This is a genomic window from Streptomyces sp. NPDC107528 (assembly GCF_055639295.1).
In genome coordinates, this window is record NZ_JBVKAV010000022.1 from 28,272 (window position 1) to 46,160 (window position 17,889).

The window sequence follows — 17,889 nt, forward strand, 5'->3', positions numbered from 1 at the left end:
GGTGGCTGGCCACGGCGGGCCGCGGCCGCTCGGTCGGCAGGTCGAGTTCCGCCGGGACGCCGTCCAGAGCGTTGGTCCAGAACGCCGCCTGGCGGCCGATCAGGCTGTGCGTGTCCTGGCCGTCGCCGAACATCCGGTGCTGCCACAGCGCGTAGTCGGCGTACTGCACGGGCAGGGGCGACCAGTCGGGCCGCGCACCGTGGCGCCGCGCGGCGTAGGCCGTGCCGAGGTCGCCGAGTAGTGGGCTGAGGGATGAGCCGTCGCCGGCGATGTGATGGAGCAGCAGGACCAGGACGTGGTCCTCTTGGGACGCCCGGGAGGTGAACGCCCAGGCGCGCAACGGTGGTTCCGCGGTCAGGTCGAAGGCGTGACCCACCGCCGCGCGCACCGCGTCGTCGAGGGAGTCGGGGTCGACGGCGGCCACAGCGAGCTGCGGCTCGGCGACATCCGGGTCCAGCACCACCTGGTGCGGGAGGCCGTCGTGGGACGGGAAGACCGTGCGCAGGCTTTCGTGCCGCAGCATCACGTCGGCCAGGGCGGCGCGCAGGGCGTCCGTGTTCAGCCGGCCCCTGAGGTTGAGCACGATGGGGATGTTGTAAGTCGGGCTCTGCCCCTCGACCTGGTTGATGAACCACAGCCGCCGCTGCGCGAACGACAGCGGGATGCGCTCGGGACGCGCCGTGGGGCGCAGGGACGGCCGCGTGGCGGCAGCTGGGTCGAGAGCGGCAGCGAGGCCGGCCACGGTCGGTGTCTCGAACAGCTGCCGGAGGGCGACCTCGACACCGAGCGTGGCGCGAATCCGGTTGACCAGCCGGGTGGCGAGCAGCGAATGACCGCCGTGGGCGAAGAAATCGTCGTCGATCCCGGTCTCGGCGAGTCCGAGCACCTCGGCGAACAGATCGCACAAGATCGACTCACTCGGGTTACGAGGACGTCGTCCGGCGCTGTGCGGGCGGTGCGGAGCGGGCAGGGCCCGACGGTCGGCCTTGCCGCTCGGCCCGACCGGTATCTCGTCCAGGACCGTGAACGACGAGGGCACCATGTACTCCGGCAGCACCGAGGCGGCGAGTTCACGAACCGCCGAGAGTTCGGTGTCGGGCTGGACGAGCAGGTAAGCGGCCAGTTCCTGGCCGTGCGCCACCACCACGGCCCGGCGGACGCCGGGGTGCCGAGCCAGCACCGACTCGGCTTCGCGCAGTTCGACCCTGAAGCCTCTGATCTTGACCTGGTCGTCGGTCCGGCCGAGAAACTCAAGGACGCCGTCGGCCCGGCGGCGGACGCGGTCACCGGTGCGGTACATCCGCTCGCCAGGTGCCCACGGGTTGGCGACGAACCGTTCTGCGGTCAGCCCGGGCCGGCCGAGGTAGCCACGGGCGAGCTGCGCGCCCGCCAGGTAGAGCTCACCGGGCGCTCCAGGCAGAGTGGTGCGCAGGTACGGGTCGAGGACGTGGGCCTGGGTGTTCCATCCGGGTCGGCCGATCGGGACCGTGTCGTCGCACACGTCCCAGGCCGTCACGTCAACGGCCGCTTCGGTGGGGCCGTAGAAGTTGGCCAGCTCGGAGCCGAGGGTACGCAGGAACGACGCGGCCAGTTCCACGGGCAATTCCTCGCCACTGCACACGACCAGCCGCAGCGAGGAGCATCCGGACGCGGCCGGTTCCTCCAGGAACATCTGCAGCATCGAAGGGACGAAGTGCGCCGTGGTGATCCGCTGCTCCTGGATGAGTTCCGCGAGATAGCGCGGGTCCTTGTGGCCCTCCGGCCGCGCGAGAACCAGCGTGGCTCCGGTGATCAGCGGCCAGAAGAACTCCCAGACGGACACATCGAAGCTCGACGGTGTCTTCTGCAGCACCCGGTCGTCGGGGCTTAGCCCATAAGTGTCCTGCATCCACCGCAGCCGGTTGAGAATCGCGGCATGGCTGACCACAACGCCCTTGGGCAGGCCGGTGGAGCCCGAGGTGTGGATGACGTAAGCCGGGCTGTCCGGCCACAGAGTCCTCGGCGGGGCGGAACCGTTTTTCGCCCGGGATGCACGGACCTCGGAAGGGTCATCGAGGACAACCGAGGGCTCCGCGTCGGACAGCATGAACGCGATGCGCTCCGCCGGGTAGCCGGGATCGATCGGCAGATAGGCGGCCCCTGTCTTGTGCACCGCGTACAGAGCCACCACTAGTTCGGCCGAGCGAGGCAGGGCCACGGCCACCGTGCGCTCCGGTCCGGCCCCCTGTCGCACGAGGTGTTCGGCGAGCCGGTCGGCCCAGGCGTCGAGTTCGGCGTAGGTGAGGGTGGTTTCCATGGCTACGACCGCGACGGCGCCCGGAGTGCGGGCGGCCTGAGCCTCGATCAAGCTAGGCAGGTCGGTCGCCGAGAGGTCCGCGTCCGAGCCGCGGGCATGGGCCAGTGCCCGCGCTGTCTCCGCTTGGAATGGCGCGTCGGTGCGGGCGACGCCCGCTCCCGGCCGGGTGGCCAGTTGGCCCAGCACGTCGACGAGTCCGTCGGCGATCGCCTGCGCCCGCTCGGTGTCGAAGACATCGGTTCGGTGCATCACCCTCAGACTCAGTGTGCTGCCACGCAGGGAGGCGCCGAGGCTCAGCGGGTAGTGCATGGCGTCTTCGGCGCTCTCGACCGACACCCGTACGCCGTCGAGCACTGCCTGCACACCATCCCGGTCGACCGGGTAGTTTTCGAATACCACGGCCGTGTCGAACAGTTCGGCGGCATCTCCCGACCGGGGCAGCTCGGCTAGGCCCAGGTACTGGTAGTCGGTGAGCGCCGACTGTTCGCGTTGGAACCGCGCGGCAAGTTCTCCCAGCGATTCGTCCGGATTCAGCCTGACGCGCACCGGCACGGTGTTGATCAGCAGGCCGACCATGGTCTCGATCCCGGGCAGTACTGGGGGCCGGCCGGAGACCACGCTGCCGAAGACGAGGTCGACCCGGCCGGTCAGTCGGGACAGCAGCAAGGCCCAGGCCGTGTGCACCGCGGTGCTGACTGTGATGCGCAAGTCCTTCGCGGTCTCCCGCAGCGCTTCGGTGACCTGGGAGGACAGCTGCACCGTGAGGTGCTCGTGGCTCGACGGCCGTGCGGCGGCCCGACCGATGCCCTGCGCCGCGACGAGAGTTCCCCCGTCCAGCCCGGACAGCACGTCGCCCCACACCTGCCGGGCGGCGTCACGGTCGCGTTCGGACAGCCACCGCAGGTACTCGCGGTACGGCGTGACCGCGGGCAGGTGGCCGTCGTCGCCGTCGGCGGCGTACACGGAGAACAGCTCCCGCAGCATCAGCGGGCCGGACCAGCCGTCGAGCAGGATGTGATGGTTGGTCACCACGAAGCGGTAGACGTCGGGTGCCAGCTGGACCAGGGCGAACCGGATCAGCGGGGGCCGGGCCAGGTCGAATCCGGTGTCCCGGTCCTCCCGCAGCAGCCGGGCCAGCTCTGCCTCCCGCTCCGGCAGCGGCAGTGCGCTCAGATCGTGCTGCTGCCAGGCCACATCCACGCGGCGCGGCACGACCTGGATCGGCGTGCCTTCGCGCTGGCTGAGGAAGGCGGCCCGCAGATTCTGGTGCCGTGTCAGGATCCGGTCGGCGGCATGCCGCAGCCCGTCGGCACGGATCGGCCCGTCGAGGGCCAGGACGAGCTGCACCACATAAGGATCGGCCTGCCCGTCGCCCAGCTGGGCGTGGAAGAGCATGCCCTCCTGCAGGGGCGACAGAGGCAATACGTCGACGACCCCGGAACGGTCCATCAGAAACTCCAATTCTCTTCAAGCAGGTCCAGTTCCTCCTGGTTGAGCGAGACCAGGGGTACGTCGGAAGGAGTACGGCCGGCCTTGCCTCCCGCACGGGCGCGGGCGCAGAGCGCCGCGAGCGTCTCGTTCCACAGGTCGGCGAAGTCAGCCGCCTGCTGGTCGCCAAGGAGGGCGCGCGCCCAATTCCAGGTGACCGAAAACTCCGGGCCCCGGGGCAGGTCTGTGCAAACGACCGTCAGTTCGAGGGCGTGCGGCACCGGCATCCGCGGATCGGCGGCCGGCACGGGCACGGGGTCGGCGGTCGGAAGCCAGTCCGCTTCGTCTGAGACCTCGAACCGACCGAGGTAGTTGAAGCCGATCTCGGCCCGGTGACGGGCCAGGGCTTCTCCGGTTCCGTCCGGCGTCAGGTAGCGCAACAGGCCGTATCCGGCTCCGCCGTCGGGAGACCCGCGCAGCTGTTCCTTCACCCGGCGCGCGGCGCGCTCCACGGCCGGGCCGCCGGTACGCAGGTCTCCTGGCGGCACCGTGCCGGGGTCGAGCCGAACAGGATGCATCCGGGTGAACCAACCGACCGTGCGGGAAAGGTCCGTTCCCTCCGCATCTCCGGTCATGTCCCGGCCATGGGCCTCGACGTCGACGAGCACGCCCTGGCCGGGGATCCGCCGTCGGCGGCGCCACTCGCCAGCCGCGAGCGCCAGGGCGGACAGCAGGATCTCGTCCACCCGGAGGTTCAGGGCGGCGCTCACCTCGCCGAGGATTGCCGACGTCAGTTCCGTGGAGACGGTGCTACGCAGTCGGCCGAGGTCGGCGAAGATGTCCCGCTCGGGCACCGGACCGTCCTCGCCGAACAGCCCGGGTCCTGCATCGAGCGTGCGATGCCACCACGGCAGTTCCTCCCGCCGTCGCGGATCCTCGGCTGCGGCGGTCAGTCGCCTGGCCCATCCGCGGAACGAGGCCGTCACCGGCGCGAGTGCCGCCGCACGGCCCGCCTCGGCGGCCCGATGGGCGGCCGCCAGGTCCGGCAGCAGGATCCTCCATGAGACCCCGTCGACGACGAGGTGGTGGATGACCACCAGCAGCCGGCCAGGGCGGGCCGGGCCGGAGTCGAACCAGACGGCCTGCAGCATCACGCCGTTCCAGGGATCGAGGCGCGCGGCGGCCGCCGCGCCCTCGACGGCCCATGCGGAGGCGTCCGCGGTGGTCCCGTCCGCCCGCCGCAAAAGCGGCGCGGCACGGCAGGCACCGGGCTCAGGGACCTCCAGGGTCCAGTCCGGTCGCAGCCTCGCGCGGAGCATGTCGTGCGTGTCGAGCAGCGTCTGAAGGGCCTCCTCCAGCCGGGCGTGGCTCACCGACGCGGGAACCCGCACGGTCATGGACTGGTTGAACGCCTCGATAGGGCCGCCGAGTTCACGCAGCCAGTGCATGATCGGCGTTGACGGCAGGACACCGCTCGCCGGCTCTTCGGGTACGTCTCGGTGGTCCGCGACCGGCCGGGCCACGCGGGCCAGGTCGGCGACCGTCTGGTGGGTGAACACGTCCCGGACGCCGAACAGCAGTCCTGCCGTCCGCATCCGGCTGACGAGCTGGATGAACAGGATGCTGTCCCCGCCAAGGTCGAACAGGTTGTCGTCGATGCCCACCTGTTCCAGCCGGAGGAGTTCGGCGACCGCCTCGCACAACAGCGCCTCGTTCCGGTCGCGGGGCGGGCGGGCAGCAGCTGAGGCCGTGTCGTGGGAGGGTGCCGGGAGGGCGGCCCGGTCGACCTTTCCATTGCGGGTCAGGGGCAGCTCGGCGAGCTCCACGAAGGCAGCGGGCACCATGGGCGCGGGCAGGAGCGCCGCCAGCCGGGTACGAAGCGCCTCGGCCGTCGGCGCCGGTCCGCCCGGCTCCGGGACAACGTAGCCGACCAGGACCGGGACGCCTGGCCGGTCCTGCCGGACCACGGCCGCCGCGCGTAGCACGCCCTGGCACTCGGCCAGCGCCGCCTCGATCTCGCCGGGTTCGACCCGGTGGCCACGGATCTTCACCTGCTGGTCGGTCCGCGCGAGGAACTCCAGCTCGCCGTCCACCCGGTACCGGACCCGGTCCCCGGTGCGGTACATCCGCTCCCCCGGCGCGCCGAAGGGGTTGGCCATGAACCGCTCCGCCGATCCGCCGGGCTGGGCCAGGTACCCGCGAGAGAGTCCGGGGCCGGCGATATAGAGCTCGCCGGGCACGCCTAGGGGGACCGGCAGGAGCCGGTCGTCCAGTACATGGCAGCGGACGTTGTCCATCGGCCGACCGATCGGCACGCGGCCGGCTGAGCCGGCCGCGTCCACGGTGTGCTGGACTACCGCGAAGGTCGTCTCGGTCGGTCCGTAGCTGTTGGTCAGCCGTGTGCCGGGGGCTGCCTCGCGCACCCGCGCGGTCGCCTGCGGCGACATGCTCTCTCCGCCGGTCCACACCTCCTCCAGACCTCGCAGGCAGCCAGGGTCCGCGGCAGCGAGTGCCTCGAACACCGCGGCGGACAAGGCAACTCCGGTGATGCCGTGCTCGGCCACAGCGCGCGCCAGCAGATGCGGTTCGGGGTGCCGCCGCCAGGGTGCGACGACCGAGCATCCGCCGGTGAGCAGCGGTACCCACAGCTCAAAAGTGGCGGGGTCGAAGGATACGGAGGTGTGCATCAGCACGCGCGCTGCGGCACCGTGCGACCAGCACCGGTCGGCGGCCAGGGCGACCACGGACGCGTCGCTGATCCCGACGCCCTTCGGGGTGCCCGTAGATCCCGACGTATGCATGACGTACGCCAGCTGCGCGGGGAAGCGGGCCCTGCGTCGCCTCGGTGTGTCCGAACGGACGTGATCGTCGGCGAACACTACCGGTACTCGGGAGTCCCGGACAGCGTTGTGTTCACGGAGCCGGGTGTGCGTCAGGAGCAGGACGGCGTCGGCCTGCCGGGCCAGGGCACCCAGCCGGACCGGCGCGTCCTCCGGGTCGAACGGAACGTACGTGCCGCCGGCCTTGAGGACCGCAAGGACCGAGACGACCAGATCCCGTGAGCGTTCCAGCAGAACGGCGACGCATGTCTCAGCCGTGACGCCGAGTTCGGCGAGTCGGTCGGCCAACAGCTCCGCTCGCTCGTCCAGTTGCCGATAGGTCAAGACCTCGGGGCCGTCGGTCACAGCGACTGCATCCGGGGTGCGGGCCACCTGCGCGGCAAAGGCATCCGTGATGCTCGCTCCGGCCACATCGTGCCGGGCGCCGCTGCCGTGCCGGGACAGCAGATCCCGGTCCTGCGGACCGAGCAGGTCGTGCTCCGCGATGCCCCGGCCCGGCTCGGCGACCACCGCGCGCAGCAACCGGTCCAGCATGGCCGCCAGTCGCTCGGCGGTCGAGTGGTCGAACAGGTCCGCGGAGTACTGCACGGCACCCCGGCATCCCTCGCCGGCGTCGTCGGCGAACCCGAATGACAGGTCCACCTTGGCGGCGGTGGTCTCGGGAACGGTCCGGCTGACGATGAGGTCTCCGAGCCCGGCCATCGCTTCCGGTGCGTTCTGCAGCGTGACCATCACCTGGAACAGCGGGTGGCGCGACAGCGACCGTGCCGGGTTGACCTCGTCCACGATCTGTTCAAACGGCACGTCCTGATGGGCGAACGCGGCAAGATCCCACTCGCGCGTGCGCTCCACCAACTCAGCGAACGACGGGTTTCCGGCAGTGGACACACGCAGCACCACGGTGTTGACGAAGAACCCAACCAGGTTGTCCAGGGCCTCGTCAGCACGACCCGCGACGGGTGTGCCGACCGGCACGTCATCCCCGACGCCGATCCTCGACAGCAGGGCGGTGACCGCCGCGTGCAGCACCATGAAGACGCTTGCACCGCAGCTGCGCGCAAGCGACCGGACCTCCCCCCAGAGAGCGGCATCCACTGTGAAGGGCGCCACCCCGCCGGTGAGGCACGGTTCGGCGGCGCGCGGGCGGTCCACCGGCAGGGGCAGGTCGTCAGGAAGCTCGGCGAGCGCGGACTTCCAGAACGTGACACCCCGGCTCCGTGCGCTGTCCGTGTCCGGGTTGTCGAGCTGGTCCCGCTGCCACATCGCATAGTCCGCGTAGTCCACCGCAAGCGGCTGCCACTGCGGTGCCCGCCCGGCGCACCGGGCCCGGTAGGCCTCGTCCAGGTCGCGCAGCAGTGGAGCGACGGACATGCCGTCCACGGCGACGTGGTGGAAGAGCAGCAGCAGGCGGTGGCGGTCGGGCGCGGTGCTCAGCAGCCATACCCGCAGCGGTGGTTCGGTCGCCAGATCGAACGCGTACCGCTGGGCGTCCTCAGTCCTCCGGGCCAGCTCCTCCGGGCTGACCTCCAGCGTCACCATCCTGGGCAGGGCCTCGGGGCCGGACAGGATCTCCTGCCACGGCTCCCCGTCGTCGCCGGGGAGCACAGTGCGCAGCGGCTCGTGCCGCTGGACCACATCCTCCAGAGCAGCCTCTAGCGCCGTCGGAGCCAGGAGCCCTTCCAGGTCCAGCAGCAGCGGTACGTTGTAGCTCCAGTCCCCGGGGTTCATCCGGTTGAGGAACCACAGGCGACGCTGCGCCGACGACAATGGCACCCGCTGCGGGCGGGGGCGTCGGCCCAGCACCGGGCCTGCCGCGCGGGCTCCGGCGAGCAGGCCGGCGAGCGAGCGCACCGTCGGGTGCTCGAACACCGACCGTGCGGGCACCTCCCGGCCGAACACCGTGCGTATCCGGTTCACCAGCCGGAGCAGCGACAGCGAGTGTCCGCCCAGATCGAAGAAGTCGTCGTCGGCCCCGACCTGCTCGGCTCCCAGTACCTCGCCGAAAACACCGGCCAGGACTTCCACGACCGGGTCGCCCAGTGCGCCACCACTGCCCCGCGCCGACGCCTCCGGCAGGGCGCGTCGGTCCACCTTGCCGCTGGCGGTGGTGGGCAGGTCTGCCAGCACGACGAATACCGCAGGCACCAAGTGTGCGGGCAGCATCTGAACGGCCCACGCGCGCAGCTCGCCCGGGGCCACCGCCGATGCCGAGGCCACATAGGCCACGAGGTCCTGCTCCCGCGCAACCACGACCGCCCGGGACACCGCAGGATGGCGGCCCATGACCGCCTCGACCTCACCGGGCTCGACCCGGAAGCCGCGGATCTTGACCTGATCGTCGGCGCGACCTTGGAAGGTGAGCAGGCCGTCGGCCGTCCACCGAACGCGGTCCCCGGTGCGGTACATGCGGCGTCCCGGTGCCCAGGGGTCGGCCACGAACCTCTCGGCGGTTGCGCCCGCGGCGCCCAGATAGCCGCGCGCCAACCCCACGCCAGACACGTAGAGCTCGCCCGTGACCCCGACCGGAACCGGGTTGAACCAGGCGTCCAGCACGTAGACGGCCGTGTTCCACACCGGGCGCCCGATCGGCACGCCGCCCGCGGGAAGGCGAGTAGAGGAGGTTGCTGAGAAGAGCACACATCCGACGGTCGCCTCGGTGGGACCGTATTCGTTGTGGATCGTCATCCCCGGTACACGGGACAACCACGCCTCGGCCAGCTCCACGGGCAGCTGCTCCCCGCCGACCACCAGATCGCACCCGGCCGCGAAGAATGGATGAGGCTCGCCGAGCATGGCCAGGTGGGTTGGGGTCATCTTCAGCAAGCTGTATCTCCGGTCGGGTGTGCCACCGGGCTCCAGGTCGCCGATGTCGATCCGCCCCCCAGCCACCAGCGGCGCGAACACCGTGGTCACGGGCATGTCGAAGGTGATCGGCGAGTGGAGCAGAGTCCGGTCGCCCGCGCCGGGATAGGACGCCGCCGCCCAGGCAACATAGTGAGCGAGCGCACGGTGCTCGATCACGACGCCCTTGGGTGTGCCCGTCGAGCCGGATGTGTGGATCACGTACGCCGGGTGTTCGGCGCGGGGCGGCGCGGGAGCGGGCGCTGCCGTTCCGGGCAGGTCCTGGTCCACCAGCAGCGTCGGCAGCGGAAGCCGGTGTGCGAGTCCGGCGGTGGTCATCGCAACGACCGGCCTGGCATTACCTACGACGGCCTCGAGCCGCCCCGCGGGATGGTCCACGTCGAGGGGCACATAGCCGGCGCCAGATTTCAGGACCGCAAGTATCGCCACGATCTGCTCCGCACTGCGCGGCAGGAGGATCGCGACGAACCGCTCGGGCCCCGCCCCCCGGTGGGCGAGCGCTCCGGCGAGGCGATCGGTCCGGGCGTCGAGATCACGGTAGGTCAGCACGCCGTCGGGCGCGCTAACGGCGATGGCGTCGGGAGCCATGGCGACCCGGGCCCGGAAGGCTTCGACGACGGTCTCATACGGCACTTGGTGACGGGTGTCGTTGCGGTGCCGCACAAGTTCGGTCTGCTCGTGCGCGCCCAGCAGGTCGATGTCGCCGAGCCGGACGCCGGGGTCGGCGACGACCTCCATCAGCACGCGGCGCAACATCGTCACCAGACGCTCCACCGTGGACCGGTCATACAGCTCCGTGGCGTACTCCACGCCGCCGGTGAGTACGTCGTCCGCCGAGCGCAGCAGGAAGGACAGGTCGAACTTCGCCCGCCCGAGCCCCGCGAACCGGCGGCGTACGGTCAGACCGCCCAGAGCAGGTTGTGCCTGAGGGGTATCCTGCAGCGCCAGCATCACCTGGAACAGAGGATGTTGCGACAGCGACCGCGTCGGATTGAGCTCTTCCACGACTTGTTCGAACGGCACATCCTGGTGCGCGAAGGCAGCGAGGTCCGCGGTACGCGCACGATCCAGCAGGTCGGCGAACGAGGGATTGCCCGCGGTCGACATCCTCAGCGTCACCGTGTTGCCGAAGAAGCCGACCAGGTCGTCGAGCAGTTCGTCGCCCCGTCCGGCGACTACGGTGCCAACCGGCACGTCGTCTCCGGCGCCCAGTCGTGACAGCAGGGCAGTCAACGCGGCATGCAGGACCATGAAGACGCTCGCCCCGCTGGTGCGGGCGAGCTTGCGTACCCCGTCCCACACCTCTGGGTCGAGTCGGAGTGGCACTACATCACCCGTGAAGGCCGGCGCGGCGGGGCGCGGCCGGTCCGTCGGCAGCGTCACCTCTTCGGGCAGGTCCGTCAGCGCCGCACGCCAGAACCCCAGTTGGCCGCCGAGCACACCACCGGTGTCGGATGCGTCTGACAGCAGTTGCCGCTGCGTCAGCGCGTAGTCCGCGTACTGAAGCGGAAGCGGTTCCCAACCGGGCGCATGACCGGCTGAGCGTGATCGGTAGGCCTTGTCCAGGTCGCGGAGGAGGACGTCGAGCGACCAGCCGTCGAAGGCGATGTGGTGCAGGACGAGGACTAGGACGCGGACCTCGCCGCCCGGGGTGGCCAGTAGCGCCGCCCGGACAGGCGATTCGGTCGCCAGGACGAAAGGCCGGTCGAGGTGGGCCTGCACCAGCTCAGGCAGCTTCTCGGCCGGGGTTTCCTGCAGTTCGAGTCGGAGCTCCGCTGACGGGAGCACACGCTGGCGGGGTTCGGGGCCGTCGGCGGGATACAGCGTGCGGAGGACCTCGTGCCGCTGGACGACGTCCTCCAACGCCGCTGCCAGGGCCTCGGAGTCGAGCGGTCCGTCGATGTCGAGCACGACCGGCACGTGATACTCGGTGGAATCCGGTCGGAGGTGGTGCAGGAACCAGAGGCGGTGCTGCCCCGGGGACAGCGGCAGCACGCCGGGACGGGTCTGCTGCACCAGTCCCGGACGTGCCGGCCCGGCGCCCGGCAGCCGCCGGGCGAGACCGGCAGGGGTCGGTGCCTGGAACAGGGTTGTGAGAGTGACCTCCACGCCGAGCCTCGCGCGGATCCGCGACACCAGCCGGGTGGCCAGCAGGGAATGGCCGCCGAGGTCGAAGAAGCTGTCATCGGTGCCGACCCGGTCCATGCCGAGCGCGTCGGCGAACAGCCCGCAGAGGATCTCCTCCTGCGGCGTGCCCGGCGCCCGGCTCTGCGCGCCGGTCAGCTCCGGCACGGGCAACGCCTTGCGGTCGGTCTTGCCGTTCGGCGTCAACGGGATCGCGTCCAGCGCTATCACCACGGACGGCACCAGATGGTCGGGCAGCTGCGCGGCCAGCGCCTCCTGCACCGCCCGGGTGTCCTGCCCACCAGCGATGTACCCGACGAGACTGGGGTGCCCGCTTGGGCCCGTTACCACGGATGCAACCGCGTCCGTCACACCAGGCTGAGCGCGCAACTGCGCCTCCACCTCGCCCAGTTCGATCCGTCGTCCCCGGATCTTGACCTGCGAGTCGCGGCGGCCCAGGAACTCGAGCTGCCCGTCCGGCAGGAACCGCACCCGGTCGCCGGTGCGGTAGAGACGACCGCCATCGGCGGCGAAGGGATCGGCCAGGAACGTGCCCGCGGTCTTGGCCGAATCGCCCAGGTATCCCCGACCGACTCCGGTACCGGCGACGTACAGGTCGCCGACGACTCCGACGGGTACGGGCTGGAGCTCGTCGCTCAGCACGTACAGCCGGGTGTTACGGATCGCGCGGCCGATGGGTGCCGTGGTCCGGTTGGGCGGCTGCGCGACAACAGCGTGGGTGACGTCGTCCGAACACTCGGTCGGACCGTAGGCGTTGACGACGGGGATGGCCGGGAAGCGAGCGAGCCAACGCCGGCTCAGTTCGGCGGGCAGCTCCTCGCCGGTGACCACCAGCCACCGCAGCTTCGGCAACTCCGGCACCTGTGCCCCGTCGTCCCACGCCTCCAGGGCGGCCCGCAGCAGTGAGGGAACCACTTCCAGCACGGTGGCCCCTTCAAGGGCCACAGACTTGAACAGCCCGGGCGGATCGGCAGCCAGGTCCTGTCCGACCGCGAGCGTCCGGCCACCAACGAGCAGGGCTGCAACCATCTGCCACAGTGAGATGTCGAAGGTGAGCGGGGCATTGAGGACGAGTGTGTCCTCGGCGGTTAGGGCGAGACTCTCCACCTTGGCCAACAGATGGTTGTTCATGCCCCGGTGGTGCACCATCGCGCCCTTGGGGCGGCCGGTGGAACCGGACGTGAAGATGACATACGCCAGCTGGTCGGGCGCCGGTGCCACGCGCATACAGCCGACGGGTTCCTCGGCGTCCTCCGTGAGCTCCAATACGCCCACCGTGCTGGCCGCCTGCTTCGCCACCGAGGCCGCGAGGTCGCCGTGCTGGGGACCGGCCAGCAGCCACCTCGTGCCCGCGTCGGACACCAGGGCTGCGGACCGGCTCACGGGTGCGCCCGAATCCAGGGGGAGGTACGCGGCTCCGGACGCGAGCACGCCGAGGAACGCGGTCACCGCCCAGCGGCTCCGGTCGGCCAGCACGCCGATTACCGCGTCCGGCCCCACGCCATGAGCCTGTAGCCGGCTTGAGACCAGCTCCATCCCCGCCACGAGTTCCCGGTAGGTCACGTCACCGTCATGGTCGGTGACCGCCACGGCATCCCCTCGCCGGTCCGCCATGGCCCTGACCCGTGCCACCACATCGTCCAACGTGTGCGGTGCTTCGGTCCGGTTCCAGTCGTGCAGTATCCGACGGTATTCGTCGTCGGCGAGGATCAGGGCATCGCCGATCCGCGAACCCGGGTCCTGCGTGACCGCCTCGATCAGGCGGACGTAACGCTCCAGCATGGCCTGAGCGGTGTCTGGCAGGAAGACGTCGGCGCGGTATTCCAGGGTCACCATGATCCCGGCCGCATCGCCTTCAGCCGTGAGGGCTTCACGGAGGTTGAAGGACAAGTCGAACTTGGCCGTACCGGTGGGCATGCCCGTCAGCTCCAGTTCCAGGCCGGCCACAGACGGCAGCACCCGCCGTGAGCTGTCCATCGAGAGCATGATCTGGAAGAGCGGATGCCTGGACATCGACCGCGGAGGCTTGAGCGCCTCCACCAACCGTTCGAACGGCAGGTCCTGGTGGGCATAGGCCTCGGTGTTCGCACGGCGCACCCGGCCGAGCAGTTCGTCGAAACCGGGGTTGCCTGAAGTGTCGGTGCGCAGCACCACTGTGTTGACGAACAGACCGACCAGGTCGGCGAAAGAGGCATGAGAGCGCCCAGCCACGGCCGCGCCGACGGCGATGTCGTTGCCGGCACCGAGCCTGGTCAACAGCGCCGCCAGAGCTGCCTGGAGCACCATGAAGGTGCTGGCGTCGGCGGACCGCGCGAGGTCGGCGACACGGCTGTGGAGAGCTGGGTCGAGGTGGATTTCGGTCAGCCCTGAGGGTGCGGAGCTGACGCCCGCTGGATGCGGCCGGTCGACGGGCAGGTCGAGGTGGTCGGGGAGACCGGTCAGCGCCTTCCGCCAGAAGGCTATGTGCCGTGCAGCGACGCTGTCCGGGTCGTCCTCCTCGCCCAACATACGACGTTGCCAGGCGGTGTAGTCGGCATACTTCAGGGGCAGGGGTCTCAGGGCCGGAGTCTGTCCCGCGCGCCGGGCTTCGTAGGCGGCCAGGAGGTCGCGCAACAGCGGGCCGAGCGACTCGCCGTCGGCCGCAACGTGGTGCAGCAGCAGGAGGAGTACGTGGCGCTTCGGGCCGAGGGCGAACAGCGAGGCCCGCAGCGGGGTTTCGACCGACAGGTCGAAGGTGCCTGCTGCGGCCACAGTCAGCGCTTCGCGCAGTCGCGAGTCGTCGGTGGCCACGACTGCGAGCCCAGGGTGGGCTGGCCCGCCCTCGGCGAGAATGCGGAGGACCGGTTGTCCCGCGCGGTCCTGGTAGAGGGTGCGCAGCGTCTCATGGCGGTCGACGACGTCGCCCAGTGCCGCGGCCAGGGCGCTGTGGTCGAGTTCGCCGTCAAGGCTGAGGACGAGCGGGATGTTGTACGCGGCGCTGGGCCCTTCGAGTTGCTGCAGGAACCACAGCCTTCGCTGGGCGAACGACAACTGCAGGTCGCTGTCGCGGGGTGCCGGAACGGGGCCTCGGCGTACGGGGTCGTCGTCGGAGCCGGCATGACTCTCACCCAGGCGTTCGGCGAGTTCCCGTACGGTCGGCGCAAGAAAGACCGTTTCCATGCCGCAGTGGGCGCCGAGTTCCGCGCGGATCCGCATCACAAGTTGCCCCGCCAGCAGGGAGTGGCCGCCCAGTTCGAAAAAGCTCCGGTCGATCCCGACCGTTTCGGCATCGACGTCGAGGATCTCGGCGAAAAGCGCACACAGCTGCCGCTCCCGCGGCGTCCGCGGCGAGCTGACGGACCCGTGGCCAGCAGCCGCCGTCCGGCCCGTTCGGGAGGGGGCCGGCAGGGCGGCGCGGTCCACCTTGCCTTGAGGAGTGACGGGCAGGGCGTCGAGCTCGAGGATCGCGTGCGGGCGCATGTGTGCGGGAAGCGTTTCGGCCAGCCGTTTGCGAGCCGCGTCGACATCCAGGGCACCGGTGGCCTCGGGGACGACGTAGGCAACGATCTGCGGTTCCCGTGCGCCATCGGTGCGCAGCACGGCGACCGCCTGACGGACTCCGTCCGACGCCAGCAGTACGGACTCGATCTCGCCAAGCTCAACGCGGAAACCGCGGACCTTCACCTGCTGGTCCGAGCGCCCGATGAACACCAGTCGGCCGTCTTCCCGCCACCGTGCCAGGTCGCCCGTGCGGTACATCCGGTCACCGTCACCGGTGAACGGGTTCGCCACGAAGCGCTCGGCGGTCAGACCGGCCCGGCCGAGGTAGCCGCGTGCAAGGCCCGGCCCCGTCACGTAGACCTCACCGGCGACACCGGGCTGGACCGGTTGCAGGGCGTGGTCCAGCACGTGAATGCCCGAGAGCGCGAAGGGCCTGCCGATCGGGACAGGCGAGCCGGTGCCGCTCAACGGGTCGCTCGCGGTGCAGCACACCGTGGTTTCGGTCGGACCGTAGGCGTTGATCATCGTGCGGCCGGGCGACCATGTGTCCACAAGCTCGGGCGCACACGCCTCGCCGGCCACGGCAAGGGTGATTCCCTCGGGTATCGCGCCGTCGGGGAGCGCCGCGAGTACCGCAGGCGGCAGAGTGGCGTGGGTGATCTGTTGCTCGTCGAGGAAGCGCCCCAGCTCGGGCGGCGACAGTTCTTCCGGGTGTGGCGCGAGGACGAGGGTGCCGCCGGAGAGCAGTGCCATGGTCAACTCCCAGAACGCGGCGTCGAAGCTGATCGAGGCGAACTGCAGCACTCGTGACCCCGGGCCGACGGAGAAGGTCCCTTGCTGGGCCTGCGCGAGGGCCGCCACCCCCTGGTGGGTCACCGCGACGCCCTTGGGGCGTCCGGTGGAACCGGAGGTGTAGATGACGTAGGCAGTGTTCCGGACGTCGGGCGCCCCGGCGAGTTCGGCACCGGAGGCGCGAGCCGTCCCGGACATCTCCTCCTGGGTGGCTGGATCGTCCAGGAGGACGACGGGTGTGTCCCCCGTCCTAACAGCCTCGGCCAGTTCTTTTACGGTGAGCAGGCACTGCGGGCGGGCGTCGGAGAGCATGTGGGCAATGCGGTCTCGTGGGTACGCCGGATCGACGGGCAGGTAGGCCCCGCCGGCCTGCATCACGGCCAATACGGCCACCACTAGGTCGACGGAGCGTGGCAGCGCGACCGCGACGACCGATTCCGGCCCGACGCCCCTGGCGAGCAGCAGCCTGCCCAGCGTGTTGACCCGTTCGTCCAGGTCCGTGTAGCGGACGCTGGGCTCACCCATCAGCTCCACGGCCGGCGCGTCCCCGTGCCGTGCCGCGACCTCCCGGAAGAGGTCGGAAAAGGTGCGTGCAGGAACGGGCGGTCCGGCCGGGTGTCCCCAACCGTGCAGCGTCTCGCAGCGTTCGTCCCCCACCGTGGACAGGTCGGCGACCGTACGTTCGGGGTGGTTGAGCGCCTCGGTGATCTCCTCGACGAGTTGACCGAACGCCTCGTGGTGGCCTGCGACTTCGCCGTCCGTGTAGAGCCGTGGATCGGCCTCCAGGTCGAGGTCCATCCCGCCGTCGGCACGCCGGTAGGCGCTGAAGCTCATATCGTGGATGTGACGGACCGACACGTTACGTGACGTCACCAGGTGGGCGTCACCCAGGCGGCCACCGTAGTGGAACGGGATGACGTTCACCGCCGGCCCCAGCACGGAGCGTCTCATGCCGCGCATCATCAGCTCCTGGCGTAGTTGCTCGCCGGGATAGCGTTGATGGGCCAGGGCCGCTTTGATCTCAGCCCCGACCTGTTCGACCAGTTCGCGCACCAGGGTCTGCGGCCGTACCGACAGCCTGAGTGGCAGCACGTTCACCAGCGGTCCGGCCGCCCTCTTCGTCGTCTCGGTCACCCGTGCGGTGACCGGCAGTCCAAGCACGACGTCGCCAGATCCGGAGTGCCGGTGCACCAGCACGGCAGCAGCCGCGAACATCAGGCGGGACGTCCGAATGCCGTGCCGCTGCCTCGCGTTTCGCAGCGCCTCCAGGGATCCCTCCGGCAGTACCGCGCGCCGTCGAACCGGCACCGTCCACCCCGCTGGCGGCTCCCCGGCCAGCCGACCCGGCTCCGGAAGGTCGGCGAAGAGGTTCCACCAGTAGGCGCGGTCTTCGGCGAACTGGCTGGAGCAGGCGTACTCCTCGTAGGCCTCGACGAGTGATCGCACCGAGCCGATGGAGGCAGGGGGAACGGCCAAGCCGTCCGTCAGGGCGTTGTACACCTCGGCGAACCGCTGGTTGAGCAGACCGAAGCTGACCCCGTCGATGACGATGTGGTGAAAGCCCTGGTACCAGAGGTATGTGCGGTCGGTGATCCGGAAGACGGCGAAGGTGAACAACCGGTCGACGGCTAGGTTGATCGGGCGGGCGAGGTCCTTACGTACCCACTCGTCGGCGGCGGCCCGGGGATCGGACTGTGACCGGAAATCGAGCCATGCCAATTCCCACGGCGGGAGTACGCCGATCAGCTGGCGTGGTCCGTCCGCCGTCTCGACGAATCTGGCCCGCAGGGCATCGACGTCGTACACCGTGCGCTGCAACGCCTGCTCGAACAGGGCTCGGTCGAGCGGCCCTTCCACCTGGACGCATTCGGCCGCTCGGTAGACGGGAGCGTCGGGGTCGGCTCGGCAGGCGACCCAGATGTCGTGCTGCGTCGGCGACAGCGGCGCCGACAACGCGTCACCCGTGTGCGAGGACTTCAAGATTTCACCGACCATTCATTCCGGCGGCCCGGTCCAGGGGACGCCTCCACAACCACGTAAGTCACG

The 17,889-nt window shown here is 70.3% G+C and carries 2 protein-coding genes (1 of these 2 cut by a window edge); both read right to left on the bottom strand.

Annotated features, from left to right (window positions below; all coding sequences use genetic code 11):
• A protein-coding gene (locus tag ACZ7L5_RS43575) for an amino acid adenylation domain-containing protein (RefSeq protein ID WP_471524494.1) crosses the window boundary here: on the bottom strand, positions 1 to 3,745 show its beginning. 14,105 nt of this gene lie to the left of the window's left edge; the window shows 3,745 of its 17,850 coding nt (coding positions 1–3,745); the start codon lies at positions 3,743 to 3,745; the stop codon falls past the left edge of the window.
• A complete protein-coding gene (locus tag ACZ7L5_RS43580) occupies positions 3,745 to 17,823 on the bottom strand; it encodes an amino acid adenylation domain-containing protein (protein WP_471524496.1) in 14,079 nt (4,692 codons plus the stop codon). The genes ACZ7L5_RS43575 and ACZ7L5_RS43580 overlap by 1 nt, the downstream gene beginning before the upstream one ends.
• Positions 17,824 to 17,889: the final 66 nt, after the last annotated feature.